This window comes from Polaromonas sp. (genome assembly GCF_041689105.1).
Classification (GTDB): domain Bacteria; phylum Pseudomonadota; class Gammaproteobacteria; order Burkholderiales; family Burkholderiaceae_C; genus Polaromonas.
This window is the reverse complement of the sequence record NZ_JBDNGU010000078.1, coordinates 1-20,560: the sequence shown is the minus strand read 5'-3', so window position 1 is coordinate 20,560 and position 20,560 is coordinate 1. Positions and strand designations below refer to the sequence as shown.

The window sequence follows — 20,560 nt, the reverse complement described above, 5'->3', positions numbered from 1 at the left end:
ATAGCTAACTATGCATATGGAATAAGGGCTAGAGCTCAATATGATCCCTATTCCCAGGCGCTGACGGGTTTCCACCCCATAAACCGGGGATGGTGCGCACGGCGGCAAATGTTGAAACTGCGGCTTCCCCGCTGGCCGCCGCGTTGGAGATATCCACGTACAGCACCGCGACTTATCATCAGCTGCCATGCAGCCAAAACCAAAGATCAAACCCCCGCCTATGGCCCTCTGGCGTGTATTGATTGTTGAAGACGATGTTCCAACCCGGGACTTTTTTGCCGACAGCGTGTCGCGCAGCCATGAGCTGCATCTGGTCGCGGGTGTCGGAACCTTCGAAGAGGCGCGCGCACTGATAGAAGACGCCAGCCAGGGCATCGACATTTTGCTGACCGATCTGGCGCTGCCCGATGGCAACGGTCTGGATCTGATCCGCTTGGCCGGGCGGGTGCAGCCGGCTTGCGAGGCGCTGGTGATCTCGATGTTCGGCGACGAAGACAGCGTGCTGTCCAGTGTGGAGGCCGGTGCACTGGGCTACATCCACAAAGACTTCACGCCTGGCAACATCGCGCACACCATTTTGGAGATGAAGGCCGGGGCCTCGCCGATCTCGCCCATGATCGCGCGCCGCGTGCTGGCCAAATACCGTGCCCTGCACCAGATCGATCAGCGAGCCGTAACCCCAGCCCCCGACGAGCGCTCGGCCAGCGCTGGCGAGCACGCGCCGGATGGCCGGGCGTTGCTGTCGGGCCGCGAGCAGGAAGTCCTTGAGCTGATCGCCCGCGGCTTCTCCTATGGGGAAATTTCAAAACTCAAAGGCGTGAGCGTGCACACGGTGCAGTCGCATATCAAAAACCTCTACACCAAGCTGGCAGTGCACTCAAAAAGCGAAGCGGTGTACGAAGCGACCCGATTGGGTCTGCTCCAGCCGCCCACATCTGGCCGCTGATGCCGATTCGTGCAACGTGTCTGCACTGGCCATTCGGGCTGCGCCTGTGGGCGTGCCTGATTGCATGCGTGATGGCTCATACTGCATGCTGGTCAGCGGTTTTGCCATTGAGCAAGGCAGCGGCCCTGGTCACTATCGATGGCGTGGCCACGCAGCAAGATGTCATCCTGCCGTATCACTGGGACCGCCTGCACCCAGGCAAAGCCGGGGCTGCCTCGTTTGTGATTGAGTTTGAACGGCCCGCCACGCTGGCCGACGCCTACGCTGTCTACATTCCAAGGCTTGGCAATGCTTACGAAGTCTGGCTCAATGGCAACCTGCTTGCAAAAAACGGGAGTCTGACCCAGCCCAACGGTAGCGACTATGCCAAGGTACCGAGGTTGATTCCGATAGCTGCCGACCAGCTTGAGGACCGCAACCAATTTCGCATTAACGTCCGCACCGACATTGGCCGACGTGGCGGGCTGGCCGCCCTCATCCTCGGACCTGACGAGGAGATCAGGCGCATTTACAACAACGACTACGCCTGGCGCGCGACCGGGACGCTGGTTGTGATGGTGCTCAGTTTCGTAGTGGGTTTGGTGGCGCTGGCGCTGTGGTTGACGCAGACCACACCTGACGCCAAACGCGGCTTTACCAGAGACCCGCTTTACCTGTTGGGTGGATTGGCCGAGTTGTTCTGGACCTTACGCATCAGTGATGCGCTGATTGAAGAACCACCCCTGATGTGGCCCTGGTGGGGCGTCGTCACGGCGCTCGCGCTGGGCGGCTGGTTGAGCTGCATGGGCAGTTTTTTTATTCTGGTGGCGGGTTGGGCTGAGCGCAAGGCTGCGATCTGGTTTAACCGGGTCACCTGGGGCCTGTTGATCCTCGGGATCCCGCTGGCAATGTGGGCGCTTGGATTTTCGGAACCGCGGGTACTGACCGCCTGGTATGGCCTGTACGCTGTCCCGTATGTTGCATTTGTCGCGGTCTTTTGCTGGCAGGCTGCGCGGCGCGCTGCGGCCTCGCATCGGGTGGTCGCGGCCGCGTTGATCGTCAATATGGCAGTGGGTCTGCGCGATTGGTTTGTGTTCCGGATCAGTCCCTCATACGCCGACAACACACTGCTGCGGTATTCGTCGGTTCTGTTCGGGTTGGCCCTGGCCTACATCGTGATTAGCCGGTTCCGCGAGGTGAGCGCGCAGGCAAGGGACCTGATGATCAATCTGTCAGCGCGCGTTGCCGAAAAAGAGCGCGAGCTCAATCAGAGCTACCGCCAGGTCGAGCAGCTGGCGCGCGAGCAGGAGCGTGTCAGCGAGCGCACCCGCATCTTGCGCGACATGCATGATGGCGTGGGTGCCCACCTGAGCACCGCGATCCGCCAGTTACAGTCGGGAAAGGCCACGACCGATGACGTGTTGCAGACACTGCGTTACACGCTGGACCAGCTCAAGCTGTCCATCGACGCGATGCACCTGCCGCCGGGTGATATCGCGTCGTTGCTCGCCAACCTGCGCTACCGGCTGGAGCCGCGTTTTGCGGCGTCGGACATCGAGCTGCAATGGGTGGTGGGCGCGCTGGAGCCGGTGCCCCATGTGGACGCCAATGCCATGCGGCAGATCCAGTTCATGGTGTTCGAGGCGCTGTCCAACGTGTTGCAACATTCGCACGCGACCACACTTGCGATCGAAGCAGAAATGGACGGGGCCGGCATCCGCCTGCGCATTGTCGACAACGGACGCGGCTTCGACGCCGCCTTGCCGCCGCGCAAGGGGCTGCTGTCCATGCGCGAACGTGCGACAGCGATTGGTGTGGCGGTTTCGATCACCAGCCAGCCCGGCCGTACGGTGGTGGAAATCCGCATACCCTGAGCCTGGGCGCGCCGTAATTGCTACTAAAAAAGTAGCTGCTTGCACATATGCAACAAGGGCTGCAGCCCGATTTGATTGGAAAAATCAGCCCAGGAGGCGTTCAGTGCAGGTTCTGCACGTTGCTCGAAGCAATCACGCCGCCGCCCAGGCAGACCTCGCCCTGGTACAGCACGGCCGACTGGCCGGGGGTGACGGCCCATTGCGGCGCTTCAAACCGCAGTTCGGCCTGGACGGCCGATGGCGCGACCAGCTCGCAGGCGGCGTCAAGCTGGCGGTAACGGGTCTTGGCCGCCATGGCCCCTGCGGCGGGCGGCGCGCCGGCGACCCAGCTGCAGTCCTGCGCCTGCAGCACCGTTGACTGCAGCCACGGGTGCCCATGGCCCTGCACCACCCAAAGGGTGTTGCTGTCCATGTCCTTGCGTGCGACGAACCAGGGCGCGTGTTCACCGGCACCGCGCTGGCCCTGCGCTTGCAGCGCCTTGAGTTCGGCGCCACGCGCCTTCACGCCGCCTATGCCCAGGCCCTGGCGCTGGCCCAGGGTGTAAAAACTCAGGCCCACGTGTTCGCCCAGCACGCGGCCCTTGTCGTTTTTTATGGGCCCCGGCGCCTTGGCGATGTAGCGGTTCAGAAAATCACGGAAAGGCCGCTCGCCAATAAAGCAGATGCCGGTCGAGTCTTTCTTTTTTGCATTCGGCAGACCGATCTCGTCGGCGATGCGCCGCACCTCGGTCTTTTTCAGCTCGCCGACCGGAAACAGCGTTTTCGACAGCTGGGCCTGGTTGAGGCGGTGCAGGAAATAACTCTGGTCCTTGGCCGGGTCCAGCCCCTTTAGCAACTGATAGTGTCCATCGAAGGGGCGGGCGCTATCCCGCGCGGTCGCGTGGGATTCATCAATATGCCCAAAGGGCATGGAGCCAGAGGGAGCCGCAACGCGGCGAACCCTGGCGTAATGCCCGGTCGCAATTTTTTCTGCGCCCAGGCGCATGGCGTGATCCAGAAAAGCCTTGAACTTGATCTCTGCGTTGCACAGGATGTCAGGGTTGGGCGTGCGGCCGGCCTGGTACTCGCGCAAAAATTCGGCAAACACCCGGTCCTTGTAGTCGGCGGCGAAGTTGACGTGTTCGATCTCGATGCCGATCACGTCGGCCACAGCGGCCGCGTCCACGAAGTCGATGTTGGACGAGCAGTAGTTGCTGTCGTCGTCGCCGTTGTCGTCATCTTCCCAGTTTTTCATGAAGATGCCGACAACCTCGTGCCCCTGGGCCTTGAGCAGGTGTGCGGTCACGGCGGAGTCCACGCCCCCGCTCAAGCCGACAACAATGCGCTGCTTTTTCATGGCCGAATTTTAGGCGGGTAGGCTCTATCCGTCAGGGCTAGGGTTTTGCAGCGTACACGCTGGGGTCGGTGGTCACAAGGTCAATCGGATAACGTTTGCCGGCCAGGTAGTCGTCCATACAGGTCAGGAGCAAGGGGCTGCGGTGTAAGGGGACGCGGGCCCGGATTTCGTCGGGACTCAGCCACAGGGTGCGCACAATGCCTTCGTCCAGCGCCTGCCCGGCCACCTCGTCGCCCAGCGTGCCGCAAAAGGCAAAACGCAGATAGGTGATGTCCAGCGGGTCCGCCTGGCCGCTTACCTGCCGCTCGAAGCGCGACATATAGACACCGACCAGCGCGTTGGGTGTGAAATGAAAGGCGGTTTCCTCCAGCGTTTCGCGCCTGCACGCCTGTGCCAGGCTCTCATCCGGATCCAGATGGCCCGCCGGGTTGTTCAGGCGCAGGCCGTCCTGCGTGTGTTCTTCGACCAGCAGGAATTTGCCATCGCGTTCAATGATTGCGGCGACTGTGACGCTGGGTTTCCATCGTGGTTTCATGCGCGCATTATCCGGTGCGTCTCGCGCGGGACGGTCGGGCTGTACCGCCGTGGTTACCGCAGGGCCAAAACAGCGGCAAACTCATGTAAGCTAGCCGACAGCTTGAATTTCACGTAGAACTACTTACACGCAACGAGGAGACACCCATGCGAATCGGGGTACCGGCCGAAATCACGGCGGGGGAAACACGCGTCGCCGTCACGCCCGAGACGGCCAAAAAACTGAGGGCCCAAGGGCACACGGTCGTCATCCAGACGGGAGCGGGCGTGGCCGCCAGCGTGCCTGACGAGGCCTATGTCGCCGTGGGCGCAGAGATCACCGATGCCGCCGGCGCTTATGCCAGCGACATTGTGCTCAAAGTGCGCTGCCCACTGGACAGCGAGATCGGGCTGGCGAAAGCCGGCACGGTGCTGGTCGGCATGCTCAATCCGTTCGATGCGGCTGGTCTGCAGCGCCTGGCGGGCGCGCAGCTGACTTCGTTTGCGCTTGAAGCCGCGCCGCGAACCAGCCGCGCACAAAGCATGGACGTGCTCTCGTCGCAAGCCAACATCGCCGGCTACAAGGCGGTGATGATGGCAGCCAACGCCTACCAGCGTTTCTTCCCGATGCTGATGACCGCCGCCGGCACCGTCAAGGCCGCCCGCGTGGTGATCCTGGGCGTCGGCGTGGCTGGCCTGCAGGCCATTGCCACGGCCAAGCGTCTGGGCGCGGTGATCGAAGCCAGCGACGTGCGCCCCAGCGTCAAGGAGCAGGTCGAGTCGCTGGGCGGCAAGTTCATCGACGTCGCTTACGAGACCGACGAGGAGCGTGAAGCCGCCGTCGGCGTGGGTGGTTACGCCAAACCGATGCCGCCGAGCTGGCTGGAGCGGCAAAAAGCCGAGGTCGCCAAACGCGTGGCCCAGGCCGACATCGTGATCACCACCGCACTCATCCCCGGCCGCCCCGCGCCGGTGCTGGTGACCGAGGACATGGTCAAGGCCATGAAGCCGGGCAGCGTGATCGTTGATCTGGCCGCGCCGCAAGGCGGCAACTGCCCGCTGACCGAGCCCGGCAAGATCGTGGTCAAACACGGCGTCACCCTGATCGGCGAGACCAATGTGCCGGCGCTGGTGGCCGCCGATGCCAGCGCGCTCTACGCCCGCAATCTGCTGGATTTCCTCAAGCTGATTGTTGGTAAGGAAGGCGCGCTCACCATCGACCTCGAAGACGACATCGTGGCGGCTTGCCTCATGACGCAGGCTGGCGAAGTCAAAAAGAAATAACCACTTTCAGGGCAGGCGGCCACGCCGCCCTAGCAGGAGAACAAGACCATGGATGCCGTGTCACCCACCATCATCAACCTCATCATTTTTGTGCTGGCCATCTACGTGGGTTACCACGTGGTCTGGACCGTCACACCCGCCCTGCACACGCCGCTGATGGCGGTGACCAATGCGATTTCTGCAATTGTCATCGTGGGCGCCATGCTGGCCGCCGCGCTGACGGTCACGCCGCTGGGCAAAACCATGGGCGTGCTGGCCGTGGCGCTGGCTGCGGTCAACGTCTTCGGCGGCTTCCTGGTGACGCGCCGCATGCTGGAGATGTTCCGCAAGAAGGAAAAAAAAGAGGTATTGAAATGAACTCACTTCGCTTTGAAGAATTAGCAGGGAGCGGCCGCCGCGCCGGGCCGCCCCAAGCAAGGCCAGCCCCCTCGGGGGGCAGCGCAGTACGCAAAGCGACAAGCGTGGGGGCACCATCAAAATGAGCATGAACCTCGTCACGCTGCTGTACCTGGTGGCCTCGGTCTGTTTCATCCAGGCACTCAAGGGCTTGTCGCACCCGACCACCTCGATCCGCGGCAACCTGTTCGGCATGGTGGGCATGGCGATCGCCGTGTTGACCACGGGCGCGCTGATTGTGGAAATTTCCGGCGGCAAGGCTGCTGGCATGGTCTATGTGCTGGGCGCGCTGGTCGTCGGTGGTGCCGCCGGCACCCTCATGGCCAAGCGTGTCGAGATGACCAAGATGCCAGAGCTGGTGGCTTTCATGCACAGCATGATCGGCCTGGCTGCGGTGTTCATCGCGGTGGCCGCCATGGCCGAGCCGGACGCCTTCGGCATTGTGGCCGCAGGCCTGCCCACGGCGGCGATTCCGGCCGGTAACCGGTTGGAGTTGTTCCTCGGTGCGGCCATCGGCGCGATCACCTTCAGCGGTTCGGTGATTGCTTTCGGCAAGCTCAGCGGCAAGTACAAGTTCCGCCTGTTCCAGGGCGCGCCGGTCACTTTTGCGGGCCAGCACATGCTCAATCTGGTGCTGGGCATTGCCACACTGGCATTTGGCCTGGTGTTCATGCTCACCGGCAACTGGACGGCGTTTTTCGCGATGCTGGCGCTGTCTTTTGTGCTGGGTGTGCTGATCATCATTCCGATTGGCGGGGCTGACATGCCGGTGGTGGTGTCCATGCTCAACAGCTACTCGGGCTGGGCTGCGGCCGGCATCGGTTTCTCGCTGAACAACGCGATGCTGATTGTGGCCGGTTCCCTCGTGGGCTCGTCGGGCGCCATCCTGTCCTACATCATGTGCAAGGCGATGAACCGCTCTTTCTTCAACGTGATCCTGGGCGGTTTCGGCGGCGAGGCCGGTACGGCAGTGGCTGGCGCCAAAGAGCAGCGCCCGGTCAAGTCGGGGTCGGCCGACGACGCAGCCTTTATCCTGGGCAATGCCGAAACCGTGATCATCGTGCCGGGTTATGGCCTGGCGGTTGCACGCGCGCAGCACTCGGTCAAGGAGCTGGCGCAAAAACTGATCGACCGCGGTGTCAGCGTGAAATACGCGATCCACCCGGTGGCCGGCCGCATGCCGGGCCACATGAATGTGTTGCTGGCCGAGGCCGAGGTGCCTTACGACCAGGTGTTCGAGATGGAAGACATCAACGCCGAGTTCGGCCAGGCCGACGTGGCCATCATCCTGGGCGCCAACGACGTGGTCAACCCTGCGGCCCATGTCAAGGGCAGCGCGATCTACGGCATGCCGATTCTGGAGGCCTACAAGGCCAAGACGGTCATCGTCAACAAACGCTCCATGGCCGCAGGTTATGCCGGCCTGGACAACGAGCTGTTTTACATGGACAAGACCATGATGGTCTTCGGTGATGCCAAAAAGGTGATCGAGGACATGGGCAAGGCCATTGAGTGAGAAGCGGGCAGATAACACTTTGTACCGCCTGAATAACAGGAATTAGAGGGCTCGTCCTCCTGTTTTTTTGATTTCCTAGGGAAAACGCAATAGCCCCGCAGAGGGTGCGCCATGAAAATCCGGCCAGTTGTTCAATCGTTATCTGGAGACAAGCATGAATGCATCTACCCTAGACCGCCCCTGGCTCAGCGCCTACCCCCCGGGCGTGCCCACCGACATTGATGCATCGCAGTACGCGTCGCTGGTGGCGCTCATGGAAGAAAGTTTTTCTAAAAATGCTTCGGCTGTGGCTTACAGCTTCATGGGCAAGGAAGTGACCTTCGGCCAGACCGACAGCTTGTCGCAGGCGTTCGCCGCTTACCTGCAGGGCCTGGGTCTTGCCAAAGGCGACCGCGTGGCCATCATGATGCCCAATGTGCCGCAGTACCCTGTGGCGGTAGCCGCCATCCTGCGCGCCGGTTATGTGGTGGTCAATGTCAACCCGCTGTACACGCCGCGCGAGCTCGAACACCAGCTCAAGGACTCTGGCGCCAAGGCCATCGTCATCATCGAGAACTTCGCCAGCACGCTGGAGCAGTGCATTGCCAATACGCCGGTCAAACATGTGGTGCTGGCCGCCATGGGCGACCAGCTTGGCATGCTCAAGGGCGCGCTCGTCAACTACGTGGTGCGCAACGTCAAGAAGATGGTGCCGACCTTCAATCTGCCGGGCGCGGTGCGCTTCAACGACGCGGTGGCCCAGGGCACGCGCGGCACGCTCAAGCGGCCTGACATCAAGCCTGATGATGTGGCCGTGCTGCAATACACCGGCGGCACCACCGGGGTTTCCAAAGGCGCTGTGCTGCTGCACCGCAACGTGATTGCCAACGTGCTGCAGTCCGAAGCCTGGAATCAACCTGCGATGGCGTCCATGGCTGCTGGCGTGCAGCCGGTGTATGTGTGCGCACTGCCGCTATATCACATCTTCGCGTTCACGGTGAACATGATGCTGGGCATGCGCACCGGTGGCAAAAACATCCTGATCCCGAATCCGCGTGATTTGCCGGCCGTGCTCAAGGAGCTGGCCAAACACAAGGTGCACAGTTTCCCGGCGGTCAACACCCTGTTCAACGGCCTGGCCAACCACCCGGACTTCAACACCGTGGACTGGTCGCACCTGAAAGTCTCGCTGGGCGGCGGCATGGCCGTCACCGGTTCGGTGGCCAAGCTCTGGCTTGAAAAGACCGGTTGCCCGATCTGCGAGGGTTATGGCCTGTCGGAGACTTCGCCTTCGGCCAGTTGCAACCCGACCAACAGCAAAACCTTCACCGGTACCATCGGCGTGCCAATTCCCAGCACGTATTTCAAGCTGCTCGACGATGACGGCAACGAGGTGCCACCCGGCCAGCCCGGCGAAATCGCCATCAAGGGCCCGCAGGTCATGGCCGGCTACTGGCAGCGTCCCGACGAAACCGCCAAGGTCATGACGCCCGACGGCTACTTCAAGTCGGGCGATATCGGCACCGTTGACGAGCGTGGCTTCTTCAAAATCGTGGACCGCAAAAAAGACATGATCCTGGTCAGCGGTTTCAACGTCTACCCCAACGAGGTCGAAGACGTGGTGTCGGGCATGGATGGCGTGATGGAATGCGCCTGCGTCGGTGTTGTTGACGACAAGTCCGGCGAGGCCGTCAAACTTGTCATCGTCAAGAAGAACCCGGACCTGACCGAAGCGCAGATCCGCGAGTTCTGCAAGACCAACCTGACCGGCTACAAGCAGCCCAAGGTGATCGAGTTCCGCACCGAACTGCCAAAAACACCGGTCGGTAAAATCCTGCGCCGCGAACTGCGCGACAAGAAGTAGGTCTGGCGCGAGACTGAAAAAAGGCGGCTTCGGCCGCTTTTTTTATGGGGACGTCGCAGTTTGCGGCAAACTTCGGGCCATGACCATCACCGCCATTCTCAGCGCCCTGGCCGAAGAGCAACAAGGCCTGCTCGATTTGCTGCAACAGCCGCAAAAAACCAGCCATGCCGGGCGCGACTTCTGGCAGGGCCGCCTGCACGGCCAATCGGTGGTGCTGGCTTTGTCGCGTATCGGCAAGGTGGCGGCCGCTACCACCAGCTCGGCGTTGATCGAGCGCTTCAAGGTCGGCCGCATCCTGTTCACCGGTGTGGCTGGCGGCTTGGGCGAGGGCGTGCAGGTCGGCGACGTGGTGGTGGCCACCGAGTTTATGCAGCATGACCTCGACGTGTCGCCGCTTTTTCCACGTTACGAGGTGCCGTTTTACGGGCAAAGCCGTTTTGCCTGCGACCCTGCCTTGACGGCACTGCTGCTGCAGGCCAGCCGTGCCGGTCTGGAAAGCCTGGCGCTACCGGCCGCCACCCTGCTGCACCGGGGCCTGATCGCCAGCGGCGACCGTTTTATCTCTGGTGCCCGGGAGTCACGGGCCTTGCGCCTGGCGCTGCAAGGCGGCGGGCACGAGGCATTGGCCGTGGAAATGGAGGGCGCTGCCGTTGCGCAGGTGTGTTTTGACTACGGTGTGCCGTTCGCGGCGGTGCGCACGGTTTCTGACCGGGCCGACGACGCGGCACACGTGGATTTTCCGGTTTTCGTCAAAGACGTGGCCAGCCTGTATGCGCAAGCGATCATCCGGGAATTCTTGAAGTTGCTATAAAAACAGTAGCTGCTTGCGCCCGTCAGACATGGGCTGGAGACGGATTTGATCACCAGTCATGTTTGCGTCACGCTGCGTCCCCGGTTCGCTTTGGACAGTAGGCGTAACTCCCCACTCCCAACCCCCCGCCCTTCCCTCGCCCCGCTGGGCGAGAGAAGGGAGCCTCATTTGGCCGCGTGCGCTGGGCTCGCGTGCAAACATGACTGCTGCTTGGGATTCCCGTCCCTGAAGCGCTTCGCGCTTCAGGGACTCCGGATGGGAGTCTGTGTTGTCTTTTGTCTTCGCTCCTCCACCCGTCGGGCTGGGCCGAGGAGCGCAGCCGAAAGCGGATCAGGGCTTGCGATTGTCTGAGCGAAGCGAGTTCGAGCAAGACCCCGCTTTTGGCGAGCACCGCAGGTTGCCTGGAGCGAAGCGGAAGGACCCAGACCATCGGGTCGCCTTTTTCTTTGCTTACTTTCTTTTTGGCGACGCAAAAAGAAAGTGAGTTGCTGCCGGGCAACCCCCGGCTTGCTGGCAGACCGCACAGCACGAGTCATCCCACATGGATCCCGGATCAAGTCCGGGATGACAACCTTCTAAGCCGCTTCCTTGTAGAAGAACCCGCGCTGGATGCTGCGTGGCGCCATCGGCTCGACCGCCTGATGAATCGCGCCGATGTGCTCGGGCGTGGTGCCGCAGCAGCCACCGACGATGTTGACCAGGCCTTCGTTGGCAAATTCGCGCAGCAGGCGCGAGGTCACATCAGGCGTTTCGTCGAAGCCGGTGTCGCTCATCGGATTGGGCAAGCCGGCGTTGGGGTAGCAGCTGATGTAGGTGTCGCCGGCCACACGCGCCAATTCCTGGATGTAAGGGCGCATCAGCGTGGCACCCAGCGCGCAATTGAGGCCGACGGCCAGGGGTTGCGCGTGGCGGATGCTGTGCCAGAAAGCCGTGACGGTCTGCCCGCTCAGGATGCGACCGGACGCGTCGGTCACGGTGCCGCTGATGATCAGCGGCAGGCGCTCACCGCTGTTGTCGAAATACTCGTCGATGGCAAACAGCGCGGCCTTGGCGTTGAGCGTGTCGAAAATGGTTTCGACAAGCAAAACGTCCGCACCGCCCTGGACCAGCGCTTCCGTCTGCTCGTAATAGGCCTTGCGCAGCTCCTCGAAGCTGGTGTTGCGTGCGCCCGGGTCGTTGACGTCGGGGCTGATGCTGGCGGTCTTGGGCGTGGGGCCGAGGGCGCCCACGACAAAGCGCGGTTTGTCGGGCGTGGAAAACTTGTCGCAGGCGGCGCGCGCAATACGTGCCGACTCGACGTTCATCTCCACCGCCAGATCAGCCATGTCGTAGTCGGCCTGGGCCACGGTGGTCGCGCCAAAGGTGTTGGTCTCTATCATGTCGGCGCCAGCCGCCAGATAGCCTTCGTGGATGTCCTGGATGACATTCGGGCGCGTCAGGCTCAGCAACTCGTTGTTGCCCTTCACGTCCTTGTGAAAGTCCTTGAAGCGCTCGCCACGGTACTGCGCCTCATTGAGCTTGAAGCGCTGGATCATCGTGCCCATCGCGCCGTCCAGGACAGCGATACGTTTTTCCAGGATGGCGGGCAGCGCCGCGCCGCGGGTGTAGGTGGCTTGCTTCATGACTGTATTTTAGGGTGACGACCATCGGCGCACAACTTGCCAGAGTTTTCCCGCCCGGCCGCGCCAAGGAAAAAAGCGCCCCTCGGGGGGCAGCGCCTTATACGGTTTTGTATTCAATCATCTGGATAAGCGTCACTTTATGGGCGGGCGCTGGCCGACGGGGCACTCAGCTCCGCGAATGTCCCCCGGCCTGCGGCCTCCTCCTTGATTTCGCTACGCCGAGCGCCCCACCGACCCTGTCGTGGCTTGCCCATGCCGCAACCCGATTTCTTGTCTTTCGAAGGCAAGTTGGTATGACACGAAGTGAAAAGCGTGGGGGCTCTTCACACCAGCCGGGGCCGCGGATCTGGCTTCGCCAGTCCGCAGGCGCAGCGGCCCCCTCGGGGGGCAGCGCATTACACGAAGTGAAAAGCGTGGGGGCCCCATTTACCCCCGACAATATGGCCTCAGTCCAGAATCCGACCATGAAACACCTCCAACCCCAACAAGCCTGGGACTACCTGCAGCAGCATCCTGACGCTTTGTTCGTCGATGTGCGCATGGAAATCGAGTCGCTCTACGTGGGCCGGCCGCCCGGCGTGGTCAACGTGCCCTGGTACGAATACCCCGACCTGACCCCCGACGCGCAGAAGTTCGCTCTGGCGGTGGGGCGCGAAGCCAGCAACAAGGTGCAGCCGGTGCTCCTGATCTGCCGCTCGGGCCAGCGCACGCTGGCAGCGGGCCAGGCGCTGGAAGCGGCGGGTTTTACCGAAGTGATTAACGTGGTGCATGGTTTCGAAGGCGAGCTTGACGAGCAGTTCCAGCGTTCCACCCTGAGCGGCTGGCGTTTTGACGGCCTGCCGTGGGAGCAGATGTAGCCAGTTTTTAATGAAATCGGCCTCCAGCCCTTATCCTGCGAGCGCTAACAGCTATTGTTTTTATAGCAACTTGACACCCCGTTCCTGACCCCTTCCCTTGCGCGACACCCCGCTTCCCCTCACCCCGCTGGACATTCTTGGTCAGGTGTTCGGCTATGCCGACTTCCGTGGCCCGCAACAGGCCATCGTGGACCATGTGGTCGCCGGCGGCGACGCGCTGGTGCTGATGCCGACCGGCGGCGGCAAGTCCCTGTGTTACCAGATTCCGGCGATTGCCCGGCAAAACGCTGGCCATGGGGTGACGGTGGTGATCTCGCCGCTCATCGCGCTGATGCATGACCAGGTCGGCGCTTTGCATGAGGCCGGCGTGGCGGCGGCTTTTCTGAACTCCACCCAGACCCAGGAAGAAAGCAGTGCGCTTGAAAAACAGCTGCTGCGCAACGAGCTGACGCTGCTGTACGCCGCGCCCGAACGCATCAACACGCCGCGCATGAAGGGCCTGCTGGGCTCGCTGCATGAGCGCGGCCTGCTCAGCCTGTTTGCCATTGATGAGGCGCATTGCGTGAGCCAGTGGGGCCACGATTTCCGGCCCGAGTACCGGTCTTTAAGCCTGCTGCACGAGACTTTTCCCGACGTGCCGCGTGTTGCGCTGACGGCGACTGCCGACGCGCTGACGCGGCAGGACATGATCGAGCGCCTGAAGCTGGAAGATGCGCGCGAGTTTGTCAGCAGCTTCGACCGGCCCAACATCCGTTACACCATCGTCGAAAAAACCGAGGCCACGCGCCAGCTGCTGCGTTTCATCGAAAGCGAACACGCGGGTGAGGCCGGCATCGTCTATTGCCAGTCGCGCAAGCGCGTCGAGGAAGTCGCCGACATGCTGCAGGACGCGGGGCTCAAGGCCATGGCTTACCATGCCGGCCTGGACAGCGCACTGCGCCAGCAGCGGCAGGACCGCTTTCTGCGCGAGGAAGCCATGGTGATGGTGGCCACGATCGCTTTTGGCATGGGCATCGACAAGCCCGACGTACGTTTTGTGGCCCACCTCGACATGCCGAAAAACATCGAAGGCTATTACCAGGAGACCGGCCGCGCAGGGCGCGACGGCTTGCCGGCCAACGCCTGGATGGCCTATGGGCTGCAGGACGTGGTGAACCAGCGCCGCATGATAGACACCAGCGAGGCGGCCAGCGAGGAGTTCAAGCAGGTGATGCGCGGCAAGCTCGATGCGCTGCTGACCCTGGCGGAAGACACACGCTGTCGACGGGTCAGCCTGCTGCATTACTTTGGCGAAGACAGTCAGGCTTGCGGCAATTGCGACAATTGCCTGGCGCCGCCCGTTGTATGGGACGCCACCGAAGCCGCGCGCAAGATGCTCAGCTGCATTTACCGCGTGCAGCAGGCCAGCGGCATCAGCTTTGGCGCCGGCCACCTGATGGACATCCTGCGCGGCAAGACCACCGAAAAAGTGCTGCAGCACAGCCACGACAAGCTCAGCACCTTCGGCATAGGCGCGGACCTGGCCGAAGTGCAGTGGCGCGGTGTGCTGCGCCAGCTGATCGCCAAGGGCATGGTGCGGGTGGACCCGGATGCCTTCAACACGCTGCAGCTGTTGCCCGAGGCGCGCCAGGTGCTCAAGGGCGAGGTCAGCCTGATGCTGCGCGAGCAGGCCTTGGGCGGCAGCGGCGAGCGCCGCAAAAAAAGCGTCAAGACCTCGGTCAAAGGCCTGGCCGAAGCGGCGCTCAATACCGGTGCGCTGGAGCGTCTGGCGCGCCTGAAAGCCTGGCGCGCTGAAGTGGCGCGCGAGCACAACCTGCCGGCCTTTGTGATTTTTCACGACGCCACCCTGCGCGCCATTGCCGAGCGCGCGCCGCAAAACATTGGGGACATCGAGGGTATCAGCGGCATAGGCGCCAAAAAGCTCGAAGCGTACGGCCGCGAGGTCTTGCGCGTTTGTGCCGCGCCGTCGTGACCGGCCGGCATCTTCATCGGCGATAACGCTTTCCGGCCTTCCGCCAGTCAAGCCGGCGGCCCCGGTAATCCGCCGGCGCCTCGTTTTGGGAGCGCCTGCTGCACAATACTCGCCGGTGGAAGCCTATAAAAAATTCACAACCCCAGGAGCTTTGGCTGCTTTAGCCAGGGCAGCGCTGGCCATGCTTTGCCTGCTGAGCGCGCTGCTGGCCAGTCCGGCAGGCGCTGCCGAAGTGCTGATTCTGGGCAGCGGCAACGGGCCGGTCGGGATGGCGTCCGTGCTGGAGTTCTGGCGCGATGGCCACGGCCAGACGCCGGTGGAAAAAGTAGAAGCCGGCGCTGGCAGCCTGCCTTTTACTGCGGTCCGTAGCGGGCAAGCGCACGAGCTTGACAATGCCGCCCTCTGGCTGCGTTTTGACGCCGTGATCCGGGACCCCAAGGTCCACTGGAAGCTGGAGCTGCCCATGTCGGGCGTGGACAAAATAACCCTGTATTACCGGGACCGTCTGGGCCGGTGGGTGGTGCAGCAAGCCGGTGACAGTCTGCCCATCAGCGCCTGGGCGCAGCCCGGCCGATACCCGGTGCTCTCGCTCAGCCACGAAGTCGGCGAGACCATCCGTTATTACATTCGCGTCGAACATGCCCGCATCCCGTTCTCGGCATTGCCCCGCGCGGTCAGCGAAGCGCAGGTGACCACGGCACGTCAGCTGGATCATCTGCTGCTGGGTATTTATTTCGGACTGGCCGCACTGGTGACCGTGTTGGCCTTGATCAACGCTGCCGCCTACCGGGACTGGGGTTTTGCCACCTATGCCGTTTACATGGCTACCTTTGCCGGCGCCCAGGGAGCATTCGCTGGGTTGACCGGGCTGTACGTGTGGCCGCAGCGACCAGAGCTGAACAACATTGCCATCGTCGTGCTGCCGCTGGCCGCCGCAGCCGCGGCCCTCTGGTTTGTTCGCACCGTCATTACGCCGAAGCGGTTTTCGCGAGCCCTGGACTGGTTCATCGTGGCCTTGATGACTTTGCTGCCGGTGATCGCCCTGCTTGATGCCGCCTTTCCGACACCTGAGAGTTTTGCCCTCATCAACATCCTGATCAGCGCTGGCATGGTGGTCCTGTTAATGGTGTTGGGTGTGTCCCTGTTCGAGGGTGACCGCCACGCGCGCTGGATCGCGCTGGGTTTTTTGCCCGTCTTGCTTGGCACCCTGTTTCCGCTGCTGCGCAATTTCGGCGTATTGCCGTCGAGTTTTCTGACGCAGAACGCGCTTATGCTGGGCTCCGCGCTCGAAGCGCCCATCCTGTTCTACGGTTTGCTGCGCCGCGTGACGCAGCGGCGCGAGTCCGAGACACGCGCCACCACCTTGCGCACCACCGACCCGCTGACCGGGCTGGGTTCGGCCAGGGTGCTGGTGCGCAAGCTGCGCCAGGCCCTGAGCACGGCCGCGCGTTACCAGCAGCCCTGCGCGCTGCTGGTCATCAACCTGACCAACCTGGCCGCCCTGCAACAACAACACGGCCGGGAAACAGGAGACCGCGCCATGGTGATGGCCGCCTCTCGCATTCGCGCAGCGGCACAGACCACCGACACGGTCGCGCGTGTCGGCGACAGCCACTTTGCCCTGCTGATGGAAGGCCCGATGACCAGCGACTCAGTCAACGACGTGGCGACCAAAATACTTGCCAGCGGCCTGCGCCCTTCCCGCGAGTTGCCAGACGCGGACCCGCTGGTTTTTCACATCGCCATCGGCTACATGGCGGAGCCAGGCCGGCTGGCCAGGACGGAGGCAGAGGCACAGGCCTGCCTGGCCGACATGCTGCACGTGGTCAAGGAAATGAATGACGGCTCGCGCAAGGCGATCCGCATGATCCAGCTTTGATGGCTTGAGTTGGGCGCCTGGGCATCGGGCCCTGCCAACATCACCCCGAATCTGAGACAAGCCGCTCATGCGGCGAGATGAGCAATCGAAAGCCGAGCCTTACGTGGAGGCATCCTCATCCACCGGCGCCGCCTCCTTCACCAGATGGTCCAGCGCCTGCGCCACCACGCCATGGGTCAACACTGGCCGCAGCAGGCGTTCGTTGATCAGGCGTTCGCAGCTGCGTCTGGTCATGGAATGGGGCTGGCCGCCGTGGCTGACAAACATGAACAGGGTGCCGCGCGTGCTGGCCCAGATCAGCTGGGCGCGCAACCAGTGGCGCTTGGAGTGCAGGTCCACCCAGCTGCCTTCGCGCAGGCCTTGCAGTAGCTGCTCGGCGCTGGGCGTGTCGCCGGCCGGGTCCGCTTCCTGCAGCGCCCCATCAGCGGTGGGCAGGATGGCAAGGCCCTTGTCCAGTTCTTCGTCGAGTTCGTCGAGCTCTCCGAGTTCAGCGGGCCCGGAGGGCACTGTTTCCTCAAAGCCGGCGTCGTCGAGCTCGCGCGGCGCCAGCCAGGGCTGACCAGCGGCCCGGGCTTTTCTCTGCTCGGGCGTCGCTGGCAGGATGTCGCTCATGTCCGGAGCATCGGCCAGCGCGACTTCCAGTGGCGCGGCGTCCGACTCCTCGGCATCGCGGCGGCTGCGCACGCGCCGCAGCTTGAGCACCGGCCGGTGCAGTTTTTCCATGGTGCTGAAAAACGCCTCGGTCTCGCGCGGGTCCTGCCCGAGTGAGGCCAGACCCGCATGCAGCCTGGCCAGCAGGCCGGGGATCATGTCGATCAGTTGCGCCGGCCGCTTGAGCGTGACCTGCGGCTTGACGCTCCACAGCAGGTCGCTGACCAGGGAGCCGTAGCCACTGGGGTCGATCTGGCGCTGGGTGTCGGTCAGGCGCGCATGCGCCATCACCAGCGCCCAGGGCCCGAACAGAAAGTCCAGCACCACGCCCGGCACGTGGTCCAGGTCGGCGCGCATGCTCATGTCGAAGGCGATCTGGTCGGCCTGGCTTTGCCGTTCTTCGGCAAACTGCATGGTCTGACGCATGCTGCTGCCCTGCGTCTTTTCCTGCCGGTCCTGCGCGTCCCACAGGTTTTGCAGCTCGCCCAGGGCCGCATCAAAAGGCCGGGCATCAGCGATGTCCAGCGCATTGAGCGCATTGAAGGTCCCGGTCACCGAACCGAAGAAGATTTCAAACTCGGGGCTGGCGTTGTGGTTGTACTTGAAGCCGCGCTGCGCCACACGCTCCATCAGGCGGCGACCGGGGTGGTTTTCCTCGCTGAAAAAGCGCGAGTCCACCATCGCCAGGCGCAGCAACGAGGGCTCCAGCGCGACGATCGCCTCGCGTACCGGCACCAGCAGGCGCGGGTCCTGCGCGACCTGGTTGACCAGCTTGCGCACCACCTCCATGCCGAGCACCTGCCCGACACGCGTGGCGTCCTTTTGGAGCTGCGTGCGCACCAGCGCGCGCTCGCGGGCGCGTCCATACACACCCCAGACCTGCGAGCTGAGCTGGCTGAGCACATCAATGATGCCCGAGGGGTTCTCCGTCGTGTCCCTGTCTGCGTCGGTGTCGCCTGCTGGCAGGGTGGGGCGGCGCGGGTCGCTGCGCGTGCCGTGGTAATCGTGGGCGGCATCGCCCTGGCGTCTGGACGATGCCCGCTGCCCCGCCTGCAGCGGCGCGGGCGCAGATTCCGGTGCGGCTTTGAGCGCGATCAGCTCTTCTTCAATGGTGGCGTAGTACGACGGCGCCAGCTTGTGGTTGGTGTTGCTGCCGCCGCGAAACAGGAAGTCCTGGAACAGCGCGTCCCTGGTTTCGTCGTTGGACAGGTCCGCATACTGCGACGGTGTTCTGGGCAGCGGTTCGTCTGACACATAACCGACACCCACAGGGCTGACGTGCGCGCCGCCGCCTGCCGCTCTCTGGCTTCGCACAGCGGCCGCTGGCGTCGGCACCATCCGGTAGCTGGCGGCGCGCACCTGGGCCAGCTCCAGCAGGTTCACCAGCTTTTCGTACACCTGTTTGAGTTCGCGCCCCAGGGGTTCAGCCAGGTGTTTGACCCACAGTGCGCTGATCGCCGGCGCCACTGGCGCGGCAGCCATCATGGCGCGAAGTGTCTGGGCATAGACCTCGGGGCGCACCGGGTTGAACGCCGGGTTGACCTTGGTCAGGCCCTGCGCCGAACTCATCAGGGCATCCAGCTCGGCCAGCACCTGCCCGACCGCTGGCAACACCTGCTGCAGCAGCCGGGAAGACGCGATGCCTTTTTCCACCTGGGCGTTGTCCACCAGCGAAAACATGTCCAGGTTCAGACTGTTGCGGCGCGCGGCGGCGACCGGAGGCTGCACGGCCAGGGCGTGGGCGGTTGCGCTGGTGAAAGCTGTCTGCAGATCCTGCGGGTACTGCGCGCACCAGCGGTCCTTGTAGATGAGCAGCTCTCGCCAGGCCAGGCCCAGCTCGTCGCGCTCAGCCAGCTTCATGCTTTGGGTTTCCGCCAGCTGCAGCGCCACAACGGCATGGTCGATGCAGTGCGCCAGCGCGGGCCTGGCGGCGTCGGCGGCCTGCTGCAGGCAGCGCTCGTAAACGCTGGCCTGGGGTGTCGGGCTGAGGGGCGGATTGTGTGACAAAGCAGTAAGAAATCAGGTGAATTTTTTCGCAAAAATCCAGTCGGCTCGGCCCGCCAGTGTGGGCCGAACCGGCCGCGTGCTGATGAAGGCGCCGGGGCAACTTGTAACGATCTCTAACGCCACCACGAGCAAAAACGACGCTACTTTCACCGCTGTGGCTGTTGTCCGCAGGGGTAAGGCGGCCACCGGCAGGAGCTGTCCCCGGCGGCAAGCCAGGGCCGGAATGAATGGGCAAATGGGTGCGTAGCCCATGGTGGGCAGGCACAGACAGCTATCTATTTGGCAGCAAAGTCGGCGCAAATATTTAGCCAATCGGTGCCGCCGGCCCGGCTGGGCGCCAAAACAGGCGCAGGGCCAAGCCTGGCAAAAAGCCACCACAAACCGTTGCAGTTTGTGGTGGCTTTGGCACTGTCCTAGGTGCCCGCCGGAAGGCGGACCTGGAGGGGGCGTCGTGCTTACTGGGGAATCAACACCTTGTTGACCACGTGGATCACGCCGTTGGACTGGTACACGTTGGCAATGGTCACCATGGCGGTACCGCCTTTTTCGTCGGTCACCATCACATTGGAGCCGCTGGTGGTCACCACCAGGGTGTCGCCGCTGGCGGTGGTCAGGTTGGCGCGGCCATTGCCGGCCATCACGCGCTGGCTCAGTGCAGCGGCGTCCAGACGACCGGGCACCACGTGGGCAGTCAGCACCTTGGTCAGGATGGCTTTATTTTCTGGCTTGAGCAGGGAATCCACGGTGCCCGGTGGCAAGGCCGCAAAAGCGGCGTTGGTCGGCGCAAACACGGTGAAGGGACCAGGCGACTTCAGGGTATCGACCAGGCCGGCGGCCTTGACGGCGGCGACCAGGGTGGTGTGGTCTCTCGAATTGACAGCGTTGTCGATGATGTCCCGGCTCGGCAGCATGGCTGCGCCGCCGACCATGACCGACGGGCCGCCGGACATGTGGCCGCCCGACATGCCGCTACCGGACATGCCACCGGCACAAGCGCTGAGAAGAACGGCAACGCCGGCGGCAACAAGTAGTTTTTTCATGAATGGCTCCTGAATGAATCGTTGATTGAGGGTT

The 20,560-nt window shown here is 63.2% G+C and carries 15 protein-coding genes; 10 read left to right on the top strand and 5 right to left on the bottom strand.

Annotation, left to right across the window (positions count from 1 at the left end; translation table 11 throughout):
- Positions 1-220 precede the first annotated feature (220 nt).
- Both ACESMT_RS07365 and ACESMT_RS07360 read left to right on the top strand, forming a co-directional pair.
- The gene (locus ACESMT_RS07365; RefSeq protein WP_372825913.1) at positions 221-946 is read left to right on the top strand and encodes a response regulator; all 726 of its coding nucleotides are present in this window, start codon (positions 221-223) and stop codon (positions 944-946) included.
- Positions 947-1,053: 107 nt separating this feature from the next.
- Positions 1,054-2,799, top strand: a complete 1,746-nt coding sequence (locus tag ACESMT_RS07360) for a sensor histidine kinase (RefSeq protein ID WP_372825912.1) — start codon at positions 1,054-1,056, stop codon at positions 2,797-2,799.
- Positions 2,800-2,899: 100 nt separating this feature from the next.
- Here the strand turns inward: ACESMT_RS07360 and mnmA are convergent, their stop codons facing one another.
- Positions 2,900-4,135 (bottom strand): tRNA 2-thiouridine(34) synthase MnmA, encoded by a 1,236-nt coding sequence (mnmA, locus tag ACESMT_RS07355; protein ID WP_372825911.1) that lies wholly within the window; start codon positions 4,133-4,135, stop codon positions 2,900-2,902.
- Positions 4,136-4,172: 37 nt separating this feature from the next.
- Positions 4,173-4,670, bottom strand: a complete 498-nt coding sequence (locus ACESMT_RS07350; RefSeq protein WP_372825910.1) for an NUDIX hydrolase — start codon at positions 4,668-4,670, stop codon at positions 4,173-4,175.
- A 146-nt stretch (positions 4,671-4,816) separates the two neighbouring features.
- On the opposite strand from ACESMT_RS07350, the gene ACESMT_RS07345 reads away from it, so the two are divergent.
- The 5 genes from ACESMT_RS07345 to ACESMT_RS07325 all read left to right on the top strand — a co-directional run bounded on the left by ACESMT_RS07345 (position 4,817) and on the right by ACESMT_RS07325 (position 10,498).
- Positions 4,817-5,932 (top strand): Re/Si-specific NAD(P)(+) transhydrogenase subunit alpha, encoded by a 1,116-nt coding sequence (locus ACESMT_RS07345; RefSeq protein WP_372825909.1) that lies wholly within the window; start codon positions 4,817-4,819, stop codon positions 5,930-5,932.
- A 48-nt stretch (positions 5,933-5,980) separates the two neighbouring features.
- Positions 5,981-6,289, top strand: a complete 309-nt coding sequence (locus tag ACESMT_RS07340; protein ID WP_372825908.1) for an NAD(P) transhydrogenase subunit alpha — start codon at positions 5,981-5,983, stop codon at positions 6,287-6,289.
- A 121-nt stretch (positions 6,290-6,410) separates the two neighbouring features.
- On the top strand, positions 6,411-7,844 hold the full coding sequence (locus ACESMT_RS07335; RefSeq protein ID WP_372825907.1) for an NAD(P)(+) transhydrogenase (Re/Si-specific) subunit beta: 1,434 nt from the start codon (positions 6,411-6,413) through the stop codon (positions 7,842-7,844).
- A 154-nt stretch (positions 7,845-7,998) separates the two neighbouring features.
- On the top strand, positions 7,999-9,687 hold the full coding sequence (locus tag ACESMT_RS07330) for a long-chain-fatty-acid--CoA ligase (RefSeq protein ID WP_372825906.1): 1,689 nt from the start codon (positions 7,999-8,001) through the stop codon (positions 9,685-9,687).
- A gap of 79 nt (positions 9,688-9,766) precedes the next feature.
- Positions 9,767-10,498 (top strand): 5'-methylthioadenosine/adenosylhomocysteine nucleosidase, encoded by a 732-nt coding sequence (locus tag ACESMT_RS07325; protein ID WP_372825905.1) that lies wholly within the window; start codon positions 9,767-9,769, stop codon positions 10,496-10,498.
- Between the two features lie 575 nt (positions 10,499-11,073).
- Here the strand turns inward: ACESMT_RS07325 and ACESMT_RS07320 are convergent.
- On the bottom strand, positions 11,074-12,120 hold the full coding sequence (locus ACESMT_RS07320) for a homocysteine S-methyltransferase family protein (protein WP_372825904.1): 1,047 nt from the start codon (positions 12,118-12,120) through the stop codon (positions 11,074-11,076).
- Positions 12,121-12,584: 464 nt separating this feature from the next.
- Here ACESMT_RS07320 and ACESMT_RS07315 point away from each other — a divergent pair, with 464 nt between their 5' ends.
- The 3 genes from ACESMT_RS07315 to ACESMT_RS07305 all read left to right on the top strand — a co-directional run bounded on the left by ACESMT_RS07315 (position 12,585) and on the right by ACESMT_RS07305 (position 16,828).
- Positions 12,585-12,977: a rhodanese-like domain-containing protein gene (locus ACESMT_RS07315; RefSeq protein ID WP_372825903.1), complete on the top strand. Its 393-nt coding sequence runs from the start codon at positions 12,585-12,587 to the stop codon at positions 12,975-12,977.
- 97 nt (positions 12,978-13,074) lie between these two features.
- Positions 13,075-14,949, top strand: coding sequence for a DNA helicase RecQ (recQ, locus tag ACESMT_RS07310; protein ID WP_372825902.1), 1,875 nt, complete (start codon positions 13,075-13,077; stop codon positions 14,947-14,949).
- A 151-nt stretch (positions 14,950-15,100) separates the two neighbouring features.
- Positions 15,101-16,828, top strand: a complete 1,728-nt coding sequence (locus tag ACESMT_RS07305; RefSeq protein WP_372825901.1) for a 7TM diverse intracellular signaling domain-containing protein — start codon at positions 15,101-15,103, stop codon at positions 16,826-16,828.
- A 99-nt stretch (positions 16,829-16,927) separates the two neighbouring features.
- Here ACESMT_RS07305 and ACESMT_RS07300 read toward each other — a convergent pair whose 3' ends face one another.
- Both ACESMT_RS07300 and ACESMT_RS07295 read right to left on the bottom strand, forming a co-directional pair.
- Positions 16,928-19,486 carry a DUF1631 family protein gene (locus tag ACESMT_RS07300; RefSeq protein WP_372825900.1) on the bottom strand — a complete coding sequence of 853 codons (2,559 nt, stop codon included), beginning with the start codon at positions 19,484-19,486 and terminating at the stop codon, positions 16,928-16,930.
- Between the two features lie 455 nt (positions 19,487-19,941).
- The gene (locus ACESMT_RS07295) at positions 19,942-20,466 is read right to left on the bottom strand and encodes a fasciclin domain-containing protein (protein ID WP_372825931.1); all 525 of its coding nucleotides are present in this window, start codon (positions 20,464-20,466) and stop codon (positions 19,942-19,944) included.
- Positions 20,467-20,560: the final 94 nt, after the last annotated feature.

What these genes read in the sequence shown, in the direction of transcription:
- ACESMT_RS07365 (WP_372825913.1), top strand. Translation starts at nt 221, where the DNA reads ATGGCCCTCTGGCGTGTATTGATTGTTGAAGACGATGTTCCAACCCGG.
- mnmA (WP_372825911.1), bottom strand. Translation starts at nt 4,135, where the DNA reads ATGAAAAAGCAGCGCATTGTTGTCGGCTTGAGCGGGGGCGTGGACTCC.
- ACESMT_RS07350 (WP_372825910.1), bottom strand. Translation starts at nt 4,670, where the DNA reads ATGAAACCACGATGGAAACCCAGCGTCACAGTCGCCGCAATCATTGAA.
- ACESMT_RS07345 (WP_372825909.1), top strand. Translation starts at nt 4,817, where the DNA reads ATGCGAATCGGGGTACCGGCCGAAATCACGGCGGGGGAAACACGCGTC.
- ACESMT_RS07340 (WP_372825908.1), top strand. Translation starts at nt 5,981, where the DNA reads ATGGATGCCGTGTCACCCACCATCATCAACCTCATCATTTTTGTGCTG.
- ACESMT_RS07335 (WP_372825907.1), top strand. Translation starts at nt 6,411, where the DNA reads ATGAGCATGAACCTCGTCACGCTGCTGTACCTGGTGGCCTCGGTCTGT.
- ACESMT_RS07330 (WP_372825906.1), top strand. Translation starts at nt 7,999, where the DNA reads ATGAATGCATCTACCCTAGACCGCCCCTGGCTCAGCGCCTACCCCCCG.
- ACESMT_RS07325 (WP_372825905.1), top strand. Translation starts at nt 9,767, where the DNA reads ATGACCATCACCGCCATTCTCAGCGCCCTGGCCGAAGAGCAACAAGGC.
- ACESMT_RS07320 (WP_372825904.1), bottom strand. Translation starts at nt 12,120, where the DNA reads ATGAAGCAAGCCACCTACACCCGCGGCGCGGCGCTGCCCGCCATCCTG.
- ACESMT_RS07315 (WP_372825903.1), top strand. Translation starts at nt 12,585, where the DNA reads ATGAAACACCTCCAACCCCAACAAGCCTGGGACTACCTGCAGCAGCAT.
- ACESMT_RS07295 (WP_372825931.1), bottom strand. Translation starts at nt 20,466, where the DNA reads ATGTCCGGTAGCGGCATGTCGGGCGGCCACATGTCCGGCGGCCCGTCG.